The sequence below is a fragment of the Bradyrhizobium barranii subsp. barranii genome (assembly GCF_017565645.3).
GTDB lineage: Bacteria > Pseudomonadota > Alphaproteobacteria > Rhizobiales > Xanthobacteraceae > Bradyrhizobium > Bradyrhizobium barranii.
The window spans coordinates 4,019,148-4,037,790 of the sequence record NZ_CP086136.1 but is presented as its reverse complement, the minus strand read 5'-3'; the positions used below and the strand labels follow the sequence as shown (position 1 = coordinate 4,037,790).

The 18,643-nt window shown below is 65.4% G+C and carries 16 protein-coding genes and 1 pseudogene; 9 read left to right on the top strand and 8 right to left on the bottom strand.

Annotation, left to right across the window (positions count from 1 at the left end):
• Positions 1 to 4: 4 nt before the first annotated feature.
• The 9 genes from J4G43_RS19025 (at position 5) to J4G43_RS18985 (ending at position 9,470) form a co-directional block, all read left to right on the top strand.
• On the top strand, positions 5 to 1,378 hold the full coding sequence (locus tag J4G43_RS19025) for an amidohydrolase family protein (protein ID WP_208085929.1): 1,374 nt from the start codon (positions 5 to 7) through the stop codon (positions 1,376 to 1,378).
• A gap of 21 nt (positions 1,379 to 1,399) precedes the next feature.
• On the top strand, positions 1,400 to 2,302 hold the full coding sequence (locus tag J4G43_RS19020; protein WP_208085928.1) for an NAD(P)-dependent oxidoreductase: 903 nt from the start codon (positions 1,400 to 1,402) through the stop codon (positions 2,300 to 2,302).
• A 14-nt stretch (positions 2,303 to 2,316) separates the two neighbouring features.
• Positions 2,317 to 3,201, top strand: a complete 885-nt coding sequence (locus J4G43_RS19015; protein WP_208085927.1) for an intradiol ring-cleavage dioxygenase — start codon at positions 2,317 to 2,319, stop codon at positions 3,199 to 3,201.
• Between the two features lie 54 nt (positions 3,202 to 3,255).
• Positions 3,256 to 4,650, top strand: a complete 1,395-nt coding sequence (locus J4G43_RS19010; RefSeq protein ID WP_208085926.1) for an FAD-linked oxidase C-terminal domain-containing protein — start codon at positions 3,256 to 3,258, stop codon at positions 4,648 to 4,650.
• Complete coding sequence (locus J4G43_RS19005; RefSeq protein WP_208085925.1) at positions 4,647 to 6,173, top strand: sugar ABC transporter ATP-binding protein; 1,527 nt, start codon at positions 4,647 to 4,649, stop codon at positions 6,171 to 6,173. Before J4G43_RS19010 ends, J4G43_RS19005 begins: the two co-directional genes overlap by 4 nt.
• Positions 6,166 to 7,116: an ABC transporter permease gene (locus J4G43_RS19000; RefSeq protein WP_208085924.1), complete on the top strand. Its 951-nt coding sequence runs from the start codon at positions 6,166 to 6,168 to the stop codon at positions 7,114 to 7,116. The genes J4G43_RS19005 and J4G43_RS19000 overlap by 8 nt, the downstream gene beginning before the upstream one ends.
• A complete protein-coding gene (locus J4G43_RS18995) occupies positions 7,113 to 8,090 on the top strand; it encodes an ABC transporter permease (RefSeq protein ID WP_014496503.1) in 978 nt (325 codons plus the stop codon). Before J4G43_RS19000 ends, J4G43_RS18995 begins: the two co-directional genes overlap by 4 nt.
• 42 nt (positions 8,091 to 8,132) lie before the next feature.
• Positions 8,133 to 9,107, top strand: coding sequence for a sugar ABC transporter substrate-binding protein (locus J4G43_RS18990; protein ID WP_208085923.1), 975 nt, complete (start codon positions 8,133 to 8,135; stop codon positions 9,105 to 9,107).
• A gap of 75 nt (positions 9,108 to 9,182) precedes the next feature.
• Positions 9,183 to 9,470 (top strand): YciI family protein, encoded by a 288-nt coding sequence (locus J4G43_RS18985; RefSeq protein WP_208085922.1) that lies wholly within the window; start codon positions 9,183 to 9,185, stop codon positions 9,468 to 9,470.
• 4 nt (positions 9,471 to 9,474) lie between these two features.
• Here the strand turns inward: J4G43_RS18985 and J4G43_RS18980 are convergent, their stop codons facing one another.
• The 8 genes and pseudogenes from J4G43_RS18980 to J4G43_RS18945 all read right to left on the bottom strand — a co-directional run bounded on the left by J4G43_RS18980 (position 9,475) and on the right by J4G43_RS18945 (position 18,628).
• Entirely contained in the window at positions 9,475 to 10,452 is a 978-nt protein-coding gene (locus tag J4G43_RS18980; RefSeq protein ID WP_208085921.1) for an ABC transporter ATP-binding protein, read from the bottom strand.
• Positions 10,449 to 11,437: pseudogene (locus tag J4G43_RS18975) on the bottom strand (ABC transporter ATP-binding protein). Before J4G43_RS18975 ends, J4G43_RS18980 begins: the two are co-directional and overlap by 4 nt.
• A 19-nt stretch (positions 11,438 to 11,456) precedes the next feature.
• Positions 11,457 to 12,380, bottom strand: coding sequence for an ABC transporter permease (locus tag J4G43_RS18970; protein ID WP_135215851.1), 924 nt, complete (start codon positions 12,378 to 12,380; stop codon positions 11,457 to 11,459).
• Positions 12,377 to 13,318, bottom strand: a complete 942-nt coding sequence (locus J4G43_RS18965; protein WP_208085920.1) for an ABC transporter permease — start codon at positions 13,316 to 13,318, stop codon at positions 12,377 to 12,379. Before J4G43_RS18965 ends, J4G43_RS18970 begins: the two co-directional genes overlap by 4 nt.
• 17 nt (positions 13,319 to 13,335) lie before the next feature.
• Positions 13,336 to 14,940, bottom strand: a complete 1,605-nt coding sequence (locus tag J4G43_RS18960) for an ABC transporter substrate-binding protein (protein ID WP_208085919.1) — start codon at positions 14,938 to 14,940, stop codon at positions 13,336 to 13,338.
• 141 nt (positions 14,941 to 15,081) lie between these two features.
• Positions 15,082 to 16,752 carry a nickel ABC transporter ATP-binding protein NikE gene (gene nikE, locus J4G43_RS18955; protein ID WP_208085918.1) on the bottom strand — a complete coding sequence of 557 codons (1,671 nt, stop codon included), beginning with the start codon at positions 16,750 to 16,752 and terminating at the stop codon, positions 15,082 to 15,084.
• Positions 16,749 to 17,597: an ABC transporter permease gene (locus J4G43_RS18950; protein WP_008131147.1), complete on the bottom strand. Its 849-nt coding sequence runs from the start codon at positions 17,595 to 17,597 to the stop codon at positions 16,749 to 16,751. The genes nikE and J4G43_RS18950 overlap by 4 nt, the downstream gene beginning before the upstream one ends.
• Complete coding sequence (locus J4G43_RS18945; RefSeq protein WP_063984406.1) at positions 17,594 to 18,628, bottom strand: ABC transporter permease; 1,035 nt, start codon at positions 18,626 to 18,628, stop codon at positions 17,594 to 17,596. Before J4G43_RS18945 ends, J4G43_RS18950 begins: the two co-directional genes overlap by 4 nt.
• Positions 18,629 to 18,643 lie beyond the last annotated feature (15 nt).

The following is an 18,643-nucleotide window of genomic DNA, read 5'->3' as shown; positions in this document are numbered from 1 at the left end:
AGCGATGCGGCGCACGCTGATCAAATCCGCGGTCATCATCAGCATGGATGACGCGATTGGCGACCTCAACACCGGCGATGTGCTGGTCGAAGGCAGCCGCATCGTCGACGTGCGCCCTTCGATCGACCTCGGCAGCGGCGCTTCCGAAACCGAGATCGTGGACGGCAACGGCCGGATCGTCATCCCCGGCCTGATCAACGCGCATATGCACACCTGGCAGACGGCATTGCGCGGCTATGCTGCGAACTGGACGCTGCTGGAATATTTCCGTCGCATGCATGCCGGGCTCGCGACCGTGTTCCGGCCCGACGACATCTACATTGCGACCCTCGTCGGAGCGCTGAACCAGATCAATTGCGGCACCACCACGCTGGTCGACTGGTGCCACAACAATCCGACGCCTGATCATACCGATGCCGCCGTGCGTGGGCTGATCGAGAGCGGCATCCGCGCCGCCTTCTTCCACGGCTCGCCAAAACCCGAGCCGAAGCCCGGCGAGCCGCATTTCTCCGAGATTCCGCATCCGCGCCGCGAGGTCGAGCGGCTGCTGGCCGGTCCCCTTGCCGACCGCGACGGCCTCGTCACGCTCGGGCTTGCTGTTCTCGGCCCGCATTATTCGACGCTCGACGTCGCCATGCACGATTTCCGCCTGGCGCGCGAGCTCAAGCTGATCGCCTCGATGCATCAGGGCGGCGGTCCGGCCAAGACGCCCGGCGGCTGGGAGAAGCTGATCGAGGCCGGCCTCGTCGGCGCCGGCATCAACATCGTTCATGGCAACGATCTGCCCGACGATCTCCTCGACAAGATGGTCGACCTCGGCGTGTCCTTCTCGGTGACGCCGGAGAACGAGATGATCCAGGGCCACGGTTTTCCGATCACCGGACGGCTGCTCAAGCGCGGCGTGCGCCCGACCATCGGGATCGACCTGGAATCCGTGCTGGCCGGCGATCTCTTCTCCGTCGCCCGCGTCGCGCTGTCGATGCAGCGGGCGCTCGACAACGCGGAGTCGCGAAAAGTGAGCGGCACCATTCCGGCGGCCACCACGATCCCCGTCCGCGAGGCGCTGCGCTGGATCACGACCGAAGGCGCCCGCATGCTCGGCCGCGAGGGCCAGATCGGCTCGCTAACGCCGGGCAAGCTCGCCGACCTCATCGTCATCAACGCATCCGATCTCAACCTTGTCCCGGTGCACGATCCCGTCGCGACCGTCGTGATGCAGACGAGCCTCGCCAATATCGAGGCTGTGATGATCGGCGGCGCCTGGAAGAAGCGGGATGGCCGGCTTTTGGTTGACGGGTTGGACGCGAAGAAAGAATTGCTGGCCCAATCCGGCCGGCGGCTGGTGCAGGACATCGAACGACAGGGACGCGCCGCCTGAAGGCGCCAACGGATGAGATCAATGACCGACGCTTCAAGGAATGTCGCTTTCATCGGGATCGGCAAGATGGGCCTGCCGATGTCGGCGCTCGTCGCCAAGGCCGGCTACGCCGTGACCGCATTCGATCAGAGCGCAGCCCGGATCAACGAGGCGCGTGCGCAAGGCATTTCGATTGCCGCTTCGCCGGCCGAGGCCGTGAACGGCAAAGCGGCAGTCATCACGTCCCTGCCGGATGACGCCGCCTTGCGCGGCGCACTGCTCGGCCCAGCCGGCCTGATCGCCGCGATGGCGGCTGGATCTGTTCTGATCGAGACCAGCACCGTGAGCGTCGAGGCCTCAACTGAAGTTGCGACCGCCGCACAGGCGCGCGGCATTGCCTATCTGCGTTCGCCGGTCTCCGGCAATGCCAGCATCGTTCACACGGGTGCGCTGACCTGCTTCGTCTCCGGGCCGAAGGACGCCTTCGAGAACGCCAAGCCGCTGTTCGCCGCCTTCACCCGCGCCCAGACATATCTCGGGCCAGCCGAGGAAGCGCGCTACGCAAAGCTCTCGGTCAATCTGATGATCGCGGTGTCGGCCGCGATGATGGCCGAGAGCCTTGCGCTGGCGCGCAAGGGCGGCATCGCCTGGCAGGACATTTTGAAGGTGCTCGACGATAGCGCGGTCGCCTCGCCGATGGTGAAGTACAAGACCGCGCCGCTGCGGACACGCGACTTCGAGTCGACTTTCTCGTGCAAGCAGATGGCCAAGGATCTCGATCTCATCCTCGGCGCCGGCCATGCCGTCGGCGTGCCGCTGCAACTCGCAGCCCAAGTGCGCGAGACCTATGGCTCACTGGTCGCGCAGGGCGACGGCGACACCGACTTCATCGCGACCGTCAAGCACCTGGAACGTCTGTCCGGACTTGGCGAACCCAAACTCTGATCGCGGAGACACCTATGCGCAACTTCAACGAGACCACGATCACGGACGCGGTGCTGGAGCGGATCAAGGACGCGACCGATCCACGCATCAAAGAAGTCAGCGAGGCGCTGGTGCGCCACCTGCATGCCTTCGTCCGCGAGGTCCGGCCGACCCAAAAGGAATGGGAATACGGCATCGATTTCCTGACCCGCACCGGGCACATGTGCGACGACAAGCGCCAGGAGTTCATCCTGTTGTCCGACACGCTCGGCGTCTCCATGCTGGTCGACGCGATCAATCATCCGGTGCCGGAAGGCGCGACCGAGACGACGGTGCTCGGCCCCTTCTTCGTCCAGGCCGCGCCGGAGAAGGACAGCGGCGCCGATATCTCGGGGCCGATGGAAGGCGATTCGATGCTGGTCACAGGCTCGGTCTCGACCGACGACGGACAACCGCTTGCGGGCGCCATCGTCGATGTCTGGCATTCCGACGACGACGGCTATTACGACGTGCAGCAGCTCGACGACATCGGCGATCTCGCGATGCGCGCGCGCTTCCATACCGACGCCAACGGCCGTTTCCATTTCTGGTCGATCAAGCCGGCCGCCTATCCGATCCCGCATGACGGCCCCGTCGGCGAGATGCTGGAGGTCCAGGGCCGCCATCCCTGGCGCCCCGCGCATGTCCATTTCATGATCTCAGCGCCCGGTTTCGAGCAACTGGTGACCCATGTGTTCGTCGCCGGTGACAAATATCTCGACTCTGACGTGGTGTTCGGCGTCAAGGACAGCCTGATCCGCGAATTCACTGGCCACCCTGCCGGCCGTGCGCCGGATGGTCGCATGGTGGAGCGCGACTATTTCCACCTCAATTACGATTTCGGCCTGAAGCAGGTCGCGAGCAGCGCGAGAGCCGCCTAGGCTAAACCAAGGACCAACAAGAGTCCGGCAACAGGGAGCAGACGGGAGCTAAGGATGGGACCGCGGGTCAGCACGAGCATATTGGCCGATCGCCTCACCGGCATGATCGGCCCGCGCGCGAGCGTTGCGCGCGGCGTGCTCGATCAGCACGGGCAGAGCGAATCGCACTATCGCAATTTACCGCCCGACATCGTCGTCTTCCCCGAAACCACGCAGGAGGTCGCGGAGATCGTAAAGCTCTGCGCCAGCGCGGGCATGCCGATCGTTCCGTTCGGCGCGGGCACCTCGCTCGAAGGCAATGCGGCCGCGGTCGCGGGCGGCGTCTGCTTCGACTTCGCGCGCATGAACAAGGTGCTGACGGTGCATGACAGCGACATGGACGTCGTGGTGCAGCCGGGCATCACCCGAAAACAGCTCAATGCCGAGCTGCGCGGCACCGGACTTTTCTTTCCGATCGACCCCGGCGCCGACGCCTCGATCGGCGGCATGACCTCCACGCGTGCCTCCGGCACCATGGCGGTGCGCTACGGCACCATGAAGGACAACGTTATGGCGCTGGAGGTGGTGCTGGCCGACGGGCGCGTGATCCGCACCGCCAGGCGCGCGCGCAAATCAGCCGCCGGCTATGACCTGACGCGGATGTTCGTCGGCGCTGAAGGCACGCTTGGAATCATCACCGAAGTCACATTGAAGGTGCATCCCGTGCCGCAGGCGATCTCGGCTGCGGTCTGCAGCTTCGACACCCTGCACGATGCCGTGGACACCGCGATCTCCGTGATCCAGTCCGCGATCCCCGTGGCACGCATCGAGCTGCTCGACGACGTCATGATGCGCGGCATCAATGCCTACGCGAAGCTCGGCTATCGCGAGGCCCCCACTTTGTTCTTCGAATTCCACGGCTCCGAGACCTCAGTTGCCGAGCAGGCCGAAGCCGCGCAGGCGATCGCGGCCGACCATGGCGGCCATGGCTTTGCCTGGGCGAAGGCGCAGGAGGACCGCAGCAGGCTCTGGCACGCCCGCGACAACACGCTCTATGCGGGTCTGGGCTTGCGGCCCGGCGCGCGCGCCGTGATCACCGATGTCTGCGTGCCGATCTCGCGGCTGGCCGAATGCCTGACCGAGACCCGGCGCGACGCCGACGAGCACGGTTTTACCGCCCCGATCGTCGGCCATGTCGGCGACGGCAATTTCCACATGCTGATCCTGATCGACCCGGCGAAGCCGGATGAGGCCGAGGGCGCCAAGGCGCTGCAGGCCCGCATGGTCGCTCGCGCCATCGCGATGGACGGCACCTGCACCGGCGAGCACGGCATCGGGCTCGGCAAGATCGATTATCTCACTGATGAGCTCGGCGAGGCCGTCGACGTGATGAAGTCGATCAAGACCACGCTCGATCCTGATGGACTGATGAATCCCGGAAAGATCTTTGCGAGCGGAGTGCACGCATGAGCAGCGCCGCATTGGCCATCGAGCCCGCCTCACCCGCGCCTCTGCTGGAGCTGCGCGGCATCAGCAAGGAGTTTCCCGGCGTCAAGGCGCTGGATGATGTTTCCTTTGCCGTCTTCCCCGGCGAAGTCCATATGCTGTTGGGGGAGAACGGCGCCGGCAAGTCGAGCCTGATGAAGGTGCTGTGCGGCGCCTACCGCGCCGATGCTGGCGAGTTCTACTACAAGGGCGACAAGGTCGCGATCTCCTCGACCGCGGATGCGCAGAAGCTCGGCATTGCCGTGATCTTCCAGGAATTCTCGCTGGTCCCCCATCTCGATATCGCCCAGAACATCTTCCTCGGCCGCGAGCCGAAGGGGCGCATTCCCGGCACCATCGACCGCCGCAAGATCCTGGCCGACGCCAGGCGCGTGCTCTGCACGATCGGGTTCGAGATCGATCCCTCCACCACCGTCGACAAGTTAGGGGTAGCGCAGCAGCAGATGGTCGAGATCGCGAAGGCGATCAGCCAGAACGCGCGCATCCTGGTCATGGACGAACCGACGGCGGCGCTGTCCGACCGCGAGACCGAGCTGCTGTTCGCGCTGATCGCGCGGCTGAAGGCCGACGGCGTGTCCATCGTCTATATCTCGCATCGCATGGCCGAGGTGTTCGCGCTCGGCGACCGCATCACGGTGATGCGCGACGGCCGTCGCATCGACGGCGTTCGCCCCGCCGACGTCACGCCGGACCAGCTCGTCCGCATGATGGTCGGCCGCAACGTGGACATGACCTATCCGCGCAATTTTGCCGACAAGCCCGGCGAGCTGCTGCTCGAGGTCAAGGGTTTGAGCTCGTCGACCGGCATCTCCGATATCAACATCGAGGTGCGCCGGGGCGAGATCGTCGGCCTGTGCGGCCTGGTCGGTTCCGGCCGCAGCGAGGTCGCCCGCGCCATCTTCGGCGCCGATGCCGTGACATCAGGCGAGATCATTTTCGACGGCAAGGCCATCTCCGGCGAGCCCGACCTTGCCGCCCGCCGCGGCATCGCGCTGATCCCGGAGAGCCGCAAGAGCGAGGGCCTCGCTCTGCTGCGCTCGGTGAGTGACAATCTGGTGGTGTCGGCGCTGCGAAAACTGTTCCCGAGCGGCCTGTTCGACCAGCGCAGCGCGCAGCGCACGTCCGACGGCCTGATCCGGCAGCTCCGCATCGCAACGCCAAGCGCGCGCCAGATTGTCGGCCTGCTCTCCGGCGGCAACCAGCAGAAGGTCGTGATCGGCAAGTGGCTGGCGGCCGGCTCAAAGCTCTTCATCTTCGACGAGCCGACGCGGGGCATCGACATCGGCGCCAAGTCCGAGATCTTTGCGCTGATCGACCGGCTGGTCGCCGAAGGCGCGGCGGCCTTGATGATCTCGTCCGAGCAGGTCGAGATCTGCCACGTCTGCGACCGCGCCTATGTGATGCGCGAGGGCCGCATCGCCGGACACCTGACACGCAACGAACTGACCGAGGAGAACATCGTGCGACTGGGGATGCATCATGCGTGAAGCCGCGGTCGTCTCACAACCCAATCCCCTGCAGCGCATTCCCGGCGTTGCCATCGTCTTGGTGCTGCTGATCGCCCTGTTCAGCGCGATCGCGCCCGGCTTCCTGTCGGTCGCCAACCTCTCCAACGTGCTCGTGCAGTCGACCATCCTGACCATGCTGGCGCTGCCGATGACCTTGATCATCATGACCGAGGGGCTGGATTTGTCGATGGGCGCGGTGCTGACGCTGACCTCGCTCTGCGTCGCCATCGTGTCGCTCGCAACCAAGTCGATGCTGCTGGGCCTTGGAGCCGGTTTGCTGGTGGGAGCAGCCTTCGGCATCGCCAACGGCTGGCTGGTTGCGATCCTTGGCATCCCGCCCTTCGTCGCGACGCTCGGCACGCTCGGCATGGCGCAAGGCCTGTCGCTGATCGTCAGCGACGGCCAGAGCGTGGTCGGCATCCCCCACAGCGTGCGCGACATCTATTCGGCGACGCTTCTGGGCGTGCCCGTGCCGATCGTGATGGCGCTGGTGACCTATGCGGCCTTCCACGGACTGCTCTACCACACCCGCTTCGGCACCTACATCTTCGCACTCGGCGGCAACCGCGAGGCACTGCGCTATGCCGGCCTCTCGCCGAACAAGCTGCTGATCGCGGTCTACGCGATCGGCGGCGCCATGGCCGGCATCGCCGGCCTGCTGATGACCGCACGCATGAATTCAGGTCATCCGACCGCGGGCCTCGGTCTCGAATTCGACGCCATCGCCGCGGTCGCGGTCGGCGGTACCTCGTTCGAGCGCGGCAATGGCTGGTTGCTCGGCACCCTGCTCGGCGTGATCGCGGTCGGCGTGCTTCGCAACGGGCTCAACCTGATCTCGATGCCCTCTTCGGTGCAGGTCGCAAGCGTCGGCGTCCTCGTCATCGTCGCCCTCTTCCTCGACGGCCTCCGGAGCCGCGCATGACCGACATTTCCAAAGAGGCCCTCTCGCCGCCCCGCTCGTTCCTGTCGCAGGACGCGATCCAGGTGTTCTATCGCCTGCTCGCGGCGCTGCTGATCTGCGCGGTGCTCGCCGTGCTCAGCGACTCCTTCCTGAGCCTCGGCAATATCCTCAACGTGCTGAGACAAGCGAGCCTGACCTTCTTCATCGCGTCCGGCCTGACGCTGGTCGTGCTCACCGCCGGCCTCGATCTCTCCGTCGGCGCCAATGTCGCGCTGTCCGCCTGCATCGCCGGCACCGTGATCCACAAGACCGGCTCGCCGGCGCTCGGCATCCTCACGGGGCTCGCCTGCGGCGGCATCGTTGGCCTGCTCAACGGCATCATGGTCACCGCGCTGCGCATCCCCTCCTTCATCGCCACCTATGGCATGCTCTGGGTGCTGAACGGCCTCACCTACTGGTACATGGCGGGCGAAACCCTGCACGGCTTCCCGGCGGGCTTCCGCCAGATCGGCAGCGGCTATCTGTTCGGCCTGCCGATTCCGGTCTACCTGCTGCTGGTGTTTCTCGGGATCGGGACGCTGTTTGCGCAGCGGACGATCTGGGGCCAGGAGATCTACGCGATCGGCGCCAATCCGGTCGCCGCCCGCCTCTCCGGCATTCCCGTCGCGCGGCGATTGCTGCTGGTCTACGCGGTATCAGGCACCATGGCGGGCCTGGCCTCGATCATCTTCCTGTCGCGGCTCAATTCGGCCGAAGCCGACATCGGCGAAAGCCTGACGCTGCCGGCGATCGCAGCCGTGCTGATCGGCGGCACCTCGCTGTTCGGAGGGGTCGGCACCGTGTTCGGCACCTTCATCGGCGCGCTGATCCTGACGCTGGTGCTGAACGGCATGAACCTGTTGTCGGTCAGCGCCAACTGGCAGCCGCTCGTCACCGGCATCATCGTCATTCTCGCGGTCTGGCTCGACATGAAGACCCGCCGCCGCGCGCAATGAGCTCTTAGAAATCCAACAAGCAAAATGAGGGATGGAGGCTACATGAAACAGACACTGGGTTATTTGGCGCTGCCGCTGCTGATGGCGGCCGCGTTCGCCACGCAAGCGCGCGCCGACGGCGAGACTATCGCCGTGTTCACCAAGAACCAGACCAATCCGTTCTTCCAGACGGTGCGGGTCGGTGCCGACAACATGGCGAAAGCGCTGAACGCGAAGACGCTGCAGTACATCCCGACCAAGCCGGACTCGATCCCCGAGCAGCTCAGCCAGATCGAGGACGTCGTGGTGAAGAAGCCGAGCGCGATCGTGTTCACGCCGGTCGACTACAAGGCGATGGTGCCGGGCGTCGAGAAGATCAACGAGGCAAAAATCCCCGTCGTCAACATCACCGACCGCTCCGCCGGCGGCAAGTTCCTCTCCTTCGTCGGCGCCGACGATTACAGCCTCGGACTCGAAACCGCACGCTTCCTGCTCAAGACGCTGGGCGGCAAGGGCAACATCGTCATCATCGAGGGCGTCAAGGGCTCGCTGACCAATGTCGATCGCGTCCGGGGCTTCAACGACGCGCTGAAGGAGAATTCGGGCGCCAAGCTGCTGGCCTCGCAGCCCGGCAACTACCAGCGGCTGCAGGCGCTCCAGGTCATGGAAAACCTGATGCAGTCGAACCCGCAGATCGACGGCGTGCTCGCCGCCAACGACGCCATGGCGGTCGGCGCGATCGAGGCGCTCGACGGCGCCAACCGCAAGGCCCAGGTGATCGGTATCAACGGCACCAAGGAGGCGATCGACGCGATCAAGTCCGGCAAGCTGCTCGCCAGCGGCGACTACAACGGATTTGCGCAAGGGTGCCTCGGCACCATGATGGCGATCCGCAGCTTGCGTAACCAGCCTGTCATTTCCGAGATCGTGCTGAAGCCGACCGTCATCACCAAGGACAATTACCAGCCGTTCGACGTGCCGCTGGAGCAGCGGACCTGCCCGACCTTCGAGGACGCCGGCAAGCTCGGCGCCAAGTAGACTAACCAATAACGTCAAGTCCGGACGGCCGCTCTAGCGGCCGTCCCAAGAACGACGCCAAGAAACGGAGACACCATGCTGTTCGCCATTCACGCTATCGACCGTGCCGGTGCGCTGCCGACCCGGCTCGCCAATTACGACGCTCACAAGGCCTTCCTGAGCGACACCTCGCGCTTCGGCGTCAAGATCGTGATGTCGGGGCCGCTGGTCTCCGACGACGGCGCGAGCATGATCGGCAGCCTGTTCCTGATCGAGGCGCCCGGCCGCGCCGAGGTCGAAGCCTTCAACCGCGCCGATCCCTTCGCCGCAGCCGGCATCTGGGAGAAAGTCACCATCACGGGCTTCCTGCGCCGCCAGGGCTGAAGGCCTACGGCGCCTCTTCGAGGTGACAGGCCACCCATTGCTCGGGTCCGGTCGAACGCAGCGTCGGCTCCTCCGTCAGGCAGCGATCGAAGACGTATGGGCAACGGGTGTGGAAGCGGCACCCGCTCGGCGGGTTGACCGGGCTCGGCACGTCCCCCTTGAGGATGATGGGATTGCGCTGGGCGCCGGGCTCGGGCAACGGGACCGCGGAGAGCAACGCCTTGGTGTAGGGATGCCTTGGCGCGGCAAAAATCTCGCGGCGCGGCGCCACTTCGACGATCTTGCCGAGATACATTACCGCGACGCGGTGGGTCATGTGCTCGACGATGGCGAGGTCATGGCTGATGAACAGCAGCGCCAGGCCGAACTCGCGCTGAAGATCTTGCAAGAGATTGACGATCTGCGCCTTGACCGAGACGTCGAGCGCCGAGACCGCCTCGTCGCAGACGATCAGCTCGGGCTCGGCGGCGAGCGCCCGCGCGATACCGATGCGCTGGCGCTGGCCGCCGGAGAATTCGTGCGGCCGGCGGTTGAGCGCCTCGCGCGGCAGCCGAACGGTATCCATCAGCGCCGTCACGCGGGTTTCGAGATCGATGGCGGATTTGGCGAGGCCGAAATTGCGGATCGGCTCGGCCAGGATGTCGCGCACGCGCATGCGCGGATTGAGGCTCGAGAACGGATCCTGGAACACCACCTGCACGCGGCGGCGCATCTGGCGCATCGTGCTCGGATGCGCGTCGTCGATGCGCTGGCCATCGAGAATCACCTGGCCCGCCGTGATGTCGAACAGCCGAAGGATGGCGCGGCCGACCGTGGACTTGCCGCAGCCGGACTCGCCGACCAGCGACAGCGTTTCGCCCTTCGCGATCTCGAACGACACACCGTCGACGGCATAGACATATTCGGACTTGCGGCCGAACAGGCCCTTTTTGACCGGAAAATGCTTCTTGAGGTCGTTGACCTGGAGCAGCGGAGGACTCATGCCGCGATGGCCCCCTTGGCGGCGTAGTGGCAGGCGGCGACGTGGCGAGGCGCCTTCTCTTCGAGCCCAGGCGCATATTGGCGGCAAAGATCGGTCGCGAGCGCGCAGCGGCCGGCAAAGACGCAGCCAATGATGGGCTTGCGCAGATCAGGCACCTGCCCCGGGATTTCGGCCAGCCGTCTCGCGGTGCCTGTTAGCGAGGAGCCGAGCCGGGGCACCGCACCGAGCAGGCCCTGCGTATAGGGATGACGGGGTGAGCGGAACAGCTCGGCCACCGGCGCCTCCTCGACCTTGCGGCCAGCATACATCACCATGACCGTTCGGCGATCTCGGCGACCACACCGAGGTCGTGGGTGATCAGGATGATCGCCGCGCCGACCCGGCGCTTGAGATCGAGCATCAGCTTCAGGATCTGCGCCTGGATGGTCACGTCGAGCGCCGTGGTCGGCTCGTCCGCGATCAGGAGTTTTGGATTGCAGGCCAGCGCGATCGCGATCATCACCCGCTGGCGCATGCCGCCGGAAAGCTGATGCGGATATTCGCGCACGCGCCGCTTCGGCTCGGGAATGCCGACCAGCGTCAGCATCTCGATCGCATGCGCCTCGGCCGCCTGCTTGTCCAGGCCCTGATGGATCATCAGCGTCTCGCGGATCTGGCGGCCGACCGTCAGAACCGGGTTGAGGCTCGTCATCGGCTCCTGAAAGATCATCGAGATGTCATTGCCGCGGATGGCACGCATCTCGCGATCGGACAGTTGCAGCAGGTCCCTGCCCGCAAAGCGGACAGCGCCTGCGATCCTGCCCGGCGGCTCCGGAATCAGCCGCATCAGTGACATCGAGGTCACCGACTTGCCGCAGCCGGATTCGCCGACGATGGCGAGCGTCTCGCCTTCGTTGACATGAAAGGACACGCCGTCGACCGCACGGTTGATGCCGCCGGGCGTGCGAAAGTGGGTCTGGAGGTTCTCGACTTCGAGCAACGCCATCGCGATCAACCCCTCGACATCACAGGCTCTTGGCCATGCGCGGATCGAGCGCATCGCGAAGGCCGTCGCCGAGCAGGTTCACGGCGAGCACGGTGACGGAGAGGAATGCCGCCGGGAAGAACACGATGTAGGGCTTGACCTGCCACAGCGCGCGGCCCTCGGCCATGATGTTGCCCCAGGACGGAATGGTCGGCGGCGTGCCGGCCCCGATGAAGGACAGGATCGCCTCCGTGATCATGGCGCTGGCGCAGATGTAAGTCGCCTGGACCAGCATCGGCGCCAGCGTGTTGGGCAGGATGTGGCGCAGGATGATCATCGGCGTGCGCGTGCCGCAGGCGACCGCGGCGTCCACATAGGGCTGCTCGCGCAGCGACAGCACCACGCTACGGACAAGACGGGAAACCCGCGGGATCTCGGCGATGGTGATGGCCAGGATGACGTTGCCGACGCTGCCGCGCGTCAACGCCATCAGCGCGATCGCAAGCAGGATCGGCGGGATCGACATCAGGCCGTCCATGAAGCGCATCAAGATGCCGTCGGCCCAGCGGATGAAGCCGGAGACGATGCCGATGGCGAGGCCCGCCGCAGATGCGAGGATCGCAACCGACAGACCGACCGTGAGCGAGACCCGCGCGCCAAAGAGCACGCGCGAATAGATGTCGCGGCCGAGCACGTCGCTGCCGAACCAGAAAGCGGCCGACGGCGCCCGCGTGCGCTTGGCGGGCGCAAGTGCCGTCGGATCGACCGTCCCGAGATAGGGCGCGAAGATCGCGATCAGAACGAGCGTCAGCAGCAGCGCGCCGCCGATCGCGACCGTGGGATGGCCGCGCAAGAGGCCGATGAAGCCGCGCCGGATCCTGACCGGCCGCAGGATTTCAGGCAGTTGCGGCGCGAGAACGAAGCCCGCCGGCAGCGCTTGCGGATTGACGGTCGTATCGGTCAATAGCGGATCCTCGGGTCAACGAGCGTGTAGACGACGTCGATCATCAGATTGACGAGGACGTAGACGAAGCTGAACAGAAGCACGATGCCCTGGATGACGGGATAGTCGCGGCGCAGGATCGCGTCGATCGTGAGCCGGCCGAGGCCGGGGATCGCGAACACGCTTTCCGTGACGACCGCTCCGCCGATCAGGAGCGCGATGCCGATCCCGATCACGGTCACGATCGGGACCGCGGCATTCTTCAGCGCGTGAACGAAGAGGATGCCGCCCTGCCCGAGGCCCTTGGCGCGCGCGGTGCGGATATAGTCCTGCTGCAGGACTTCGAGCATGGTGGCACGCGTGATGCGCGCGATCAGCGCGATGTAGACGCAGCCCAGCGCGATCGACGGCAAGATCAGGTTTGGCAGCCACGGCCAGAAGCCCTCCGTGAGCGGCGTGTAGCCCTGCACGGGAAGCCATTCGAGCTCCAGCGCGAAGACGTAGGCAAGGACATAGCCGACGACGAACACGGGCAGCGAAAAGCCGAACACGGCGAACGCCATGATGGCGCGGTCGATGAAGCTGCCGGCCTTCCATGCCGCCACCACGCCGAGCGGCACGGCGACCACGATGGTGAGCAGCAACGTGACGGTCATCAGCGACAGCGTCGGTCCGAGACGCTGTCCGATCATCGCGGAGACCGGAAGGTTGGTGAAGATCGAGGTGCCGAGATCGCCGTGCAGGATGCGCCAGACCCAGCTCCCGAACTGGATCAGGAAGGGCCGGTCGAGGCCGAGGCCCTGGCGAATGCGCTCCACATCCTCCGGGCTCGCCTGATCGCCTGCGATCACCACGGCGGGATCACCCGGCGCGATATAGAGCAGGCTGAACACGAACAGCGCGACGATTGCCATCACCGGCAAGGTCGAGACGATGCGACGGAGGATGTAAGAGAGCATCTGGCTTCAGCGTACCATCATGCGGATTTCGACACGTTCCAGAAGAACGGCAGCGGCCCCTTGGTGATGCCGGAGACGTTCTTGCGCCATGCCGTGTAGGTCAGGAAGAAGCCGGTCGGCGCGTAGACGACATCCTCGAGCGCCGCCTTGTTGACCTGCCCGATCGCGGCCTTCTCTTCCTCGAGATTCTTGGCGTCGAACCAGGCCGTGATCTCCTTCTCGGTATTCGGGCTGTTGGGCCAGCCGAACCAGGCCTTGTCGCCATTGGCGCGGATGGCGGTGTAGGCGGCCGGATTGATGCAATCGGCGCCGGCGTGCCAGCTGTGGAACATATTCCAGCCGCCCTGCCCCGGCGGTGTCTTCATCGCGCGGCGCGCGCCCACCGTGCCCCAATCGGTCGCGACGAAATCGACATTCATGCCGAGCTTCTTGAGCAGATCCGCGGTGACGTCGCCCTGCGCCTTCGTGATCGACTGGTCCTGCGCGACCACGCATGTGACCGGCTGGCCGGAATAGCCGCTCTCGGCGAGCAGCTTCTTGGCCGCATCCAAATCGCGCTTTCCTTTCAGGATCTCGCCGCCCAACTCGGTGTAGAGCGGTGTGTCCGGCGTAAAAAAGCCGGGCAGCGGCTTCCACAACGTATCGTCGTCGCCGACCAGCGCACGCATATAGTCTTCCTGGCTCAACGCCATCAGCACCGCGCGCCGCGCCTTCACATTGTTGAAGGGTGGGTGCAGATGGTTCATCCGGAATGAGCCGATATTGCCGAGGGGATCGCCGATATCGACGCTGATGTTCTTGTTCTTCTTCAGCACGGGCACGAGATCGGAGATCGGGTTCTCCCACCAGTCGACCTCACCGTTCTGCAAGGCGGCCGCAGCGGTGGCCGGATCCGGCATCACCAGCCACTCGACGCGATCGACCAGGATGTTCTTGCCGCCGGCAAGCCACGACGCCTTCTCCTGTCGCGGCACGTAATCGGTGAACTTCTCGAACACCGACTTGGCGCCGGGCACCCATTCGCTCTTGGCGAACTTCATCGGACCCGAGCCGACATATTCGGTGATCTGCTTGAACGGATCGGTCTTCGCGATGCGCTCGGGCATGATGAAGGAGCACGGCGCGTTGTTCTTGGCCAGCGCGTACAACATTTTCGGGAAAGGCTGCTTCAGGACCCATTTGAAGGTGCGGTCGTCGACCGGCGTCAATTCCTGCTGGATAGCGAGGATCATCAGACCCATTGGATCGCGCGCGGCCCAGCGCGACAGGCTCGCGACAACGTCCTTGCTCAGCACCGGCTCGCCGTCATGGAACTTGAGACCCGGGCGCAGCTTGAAGGTCCAGGTCTTACCGTCGTCGGTGGTCTCCTCGGACTCGACCATTTGACGCTGCGGCTGGAGCTTGGCATCGACGCCGTAGAGCGTGTCCCAGACCAGCGCCGCCGCGTTGCGCACGACATATTGCGTGCCCCAGATGGGATCGAAATTGGCGAGGTTGGCTTGCGGCACGAAGCGCAGGGTGCGCGCAGAGGCGCCTTGTGCGATCGCCGGGGCCGAGAGGCCGCCCGACAATGCCAGACCGCCCGCGCCGGCCAGTCCCTTCAATACGGTCCTGCGATCCATGAAATCCTCCCAGTAGTGCCGTGATGCCGGCCATCGTTGGCCAAAGGCAGGTGAAACCAGAACCCATTGGCGTGCAAATGGTATGCCACTAACCGGGCCTTCGCCAGCGGGATCTCATCTGGATTACGACCGGTTCAGGCGTCAAAGCGCGGCCGCCAGTGCCGGTCCGGTCTCGATATGCGGAATCGCCTCGACCAGCTTGCGCGTGTAGTCGGTCTTGGGATTGTCGAACAGCGCCCGGCTCTCCCCCTGCTCCACGATGCCGCCATTGCGCAGCACGATGGTGCGGTCGCAGAGCATGCGCACAACATTGAGATCGTGGCTGACGAACAGCAGCGCGATGTCGTTCTCGCGGCGCAAACGGTCGAGCAGTTGCAGCACCACCGCCTGCACCGAAACGTCGAGCGCGGCGGTCGGCTCGTCCAGCACCAGGAGCCGCGGCCGGCAGGCGATGGCGCGGGCGATGCCGACGCGGGCCTTCTGGCCGCCGGAGAGCTGGTGCGGAAAGCGCGGCAGCAGATCGAGCGGCAAGCCCACCCGCTCGGCGCACTCCTCCACCCGCTTGCGCAGCGCATCGCCCGTACGCATGCCGTCGAGCCGCATCAAGGGATGGGCGATGCAGTCGAACGCCGTGAAGCGCGGGTTGAGGCTCTCGTTCGGGTCCTGGAAGACCATCTGGATGTCTTTGCGCAAGGGCGAACGGTGAAAGTCGCGCGAGGCGACGTGGCCGATCGACTGCCCGTCGAACACGATATCGCCTTCGCTCGGATCGATAAGACGGCAGATCATCCGCGACGTCGTGCTCTTGCCGGAGCCGGACTCGCCAACGAGCCCGACGCTCTCGCCGCCGGCCATCGTCATCGAGAAATCCGCGACCGCCGCGGAGCCCTGGTCAAAACGCTTGGCGAGCTTGCGCACCTCGAGGAGCGGTGGCGTCCCGTGCGGGAGCTCCTGCCTTGGCTTGCTGACGATCGTCGCATGCCGTTCCCGCTCCTCCTCCGTCACGAGATCCTCGATCCGCGACGTCGCGGTCGGCGATGCCGCAACGAGGCGGCGGGTATAGGCGTGCTGCGGTGCGCTGAAGAGCTTTTTGGGGCTCGCTTCCTCGACGATGCGGCCGCGCTCCATCACGGCGATGCGGCGGCAATAGCGCGCCGCGAGACCGAGATCGTGCGTGATCAGGATCGTCGCCATGCCGCGCGCGGCGGCAATGTCTGCGAGCAGATCCATCACCACCTTCTGGGTCGTGACGTCGAGGCCGGTGGTCGGCTCGTCGGCGATCAGCAGCGCGGGATTGCAGGAAATCGCGATCGCGATCATCACGCGCTGGCACATGCCGCCGGACAGCTCATGCGGATAAGCGTTCATCCGCGTCTCGGGGTCGCGGATCTGGACAGCGCGCAGCAGCTCGAGCGCCTCGGCGCCTGCGGCGTCCTTCGATATCTTCTTATGCGTGAGGATCGCATCCGCGATCTGCAGGCCGATCGCGCGGATCGGGTTGAGCGCGGCCCGCGGATTCTGGAAGATCATCGACATCGCGGCGCCCTGGAGCTGACGAAGATCATCGCCCCTGAGTTTTGTGACGTCCTGCCCGCGAAACAGGATCTTGCCGCCGGTGACGCGCCCGGCCGCATCGAGCAGCCGCGTGGTCGCGAAGCCGGTGACCGACTTGCCCGAGCCGCTCTCGCCGACGAGGCCGAGCATCTCGCCCTTCTCGACCGAGAGCGTCACGCCGCGCACGGCCTCGACCATGCCACGCCGCGTCGAGAACGAGACGTGGAGGTCGTTGATCCCTAGCAGCTCCTCGCTCATGTGCGCATCCGCGGGTCGAGAATGTCCCGCATCCCGTCACCGAGAAGATTGAAGCACAGCACGGCCATCATCAGCGCAAGGCCCGGAAACGCCACCAGCCACCATCGCCCGGTCGAGATGAAGCGTGCCCCTTCCGCGACCATGATGCCCCATTCCGGCGTCGGCGGCTTGACGCCGAGACCGATGAAGGACAGGCCGGCGGCATTGAGAATGGCCCAGCCGAGATTGAGCGAGATCTGCACCGCCATCGCCGGCAGGATGTTCGGCAGCAGGAAGCGCAGCACCACCGAGAAATGGCTCTCGCCGCAGGCGCGCGCGGCTTCAACCCAGCCGACATTGCGGCGAACGTTGACCTCGGCGCGTGCGAAGCGGATGTAGAACGGAAGATTGATGATCGCAGTCGCGATCACGATGTTCTCAATCCGGTTGCCCAGGGCGGCAACCATCGCCATCGCCAGCACGAACAGCGGAAAGGCCATCATCACATCGACGAAGCGGCCGACGCCACGGTCGAGCTTGCCGCCGGCATAGCCGCAGAACGCGCCGACGACGGCGCCGATCACGAAGGAGATGCCGACCGCGGAAACCGCAATGGCAAGATCGAGGCGCGCGGCGATGATGAGGCGGCTGAACACATCGCGGCCGAGCTGGTCGGTGCCGGCGAGATGGGCCGCGCTCGGCGGCAAAAGCGCCTCCGAGACATTGGAGACCACGGGATCATAGGGCACGATCCAAGGCCCGAAGATCGCAATCAGGACGAACAGCGCAACGCCGGCCGCGGCAACGGCGGTGAGCGGATTGCCGCGCAGAATCCAGACCGAATGGCGGAGAGTTGCGCTGGTCATTCGATTGACACCCTGGGATCGGCGATGCCGTAGCAGATGTCGACCACGAGATTGACCAGCACGAACAGGCTGGCCATCAGCAGCACGAAACCCTGCACCGGCGCATAGTCGGAGGATAAGAGCGCATCGAGCGCGTAGGAAGCGACGCCCGGCCAGGAGAACACCTTCTCCACCAGGACATTGGCGCCCAGCATGGTCGAGAACACGATGCCGGCGATGGTGATGACGGGCAGGATCGCGTTCCGCAGCGCATAAGTGACGACCACCTTGTGCCAGGACAATCCGACCGAGCGCGCGGTGCGGACGAAATCGCTGCCGAGCGAGACCAGCATCGAGGCCCGCGTGATCCGCGCCAGCGGCGCGATCACGAACAGCGCCATGCTCACCGCCGGCAGAATCAACTGCTTGCAGGCCGCCCACCAGCCCTCGATATCTCCCGCCAGCAGGAAATCGATCGACAGGAACCCGGTCCGTTGCGGCGGCAGCGAAGTGAACACGTCGATCCGCCCGGTCGGATCAGGCGCGAGCCCGAGCAGGTAGTAGAAGACATAGATCAACAGCAGGCCCGAGACGAAAGTCGGCACGCAGACGCCGAGCGCGCAGAACAGCCGCACGCCGTGATCGACGATCGAGCCGGGCTTCAAGGCTGCGACAACGCCGAGCGGTACCGCCGCGATCAGCGCGATCAGGAGCGCCGTGAAGGTGAGCTCCAGCGAAGCCGGCAGCCGTTCGCGCAGGTCCTTCAGCACCGGCTGTCCCGTCATCATGGAGCGGCCGAGATTGCCGTGGCCGATGTCAGAGAGATAGAACACGAGCTGCTCCGGCACCGACCTGTCGAGCCCCATCTGCTTGCGGATCTGCTCGATCTCCTCCTTGCCGGCATTCGGCCCCGAGGCGAAGAACACCGCGGGGTCACCGGGCAGCACGCGCATCAGCAGAAAGGTGAACACCAGCACACCGAACAGCGCTGGCAGCGACGACAGAAGCCGCCTGCCCGCCCGCACCATGGTTGCACCAAGACCGGTCGTCACCTCTGAGAGCTCCTC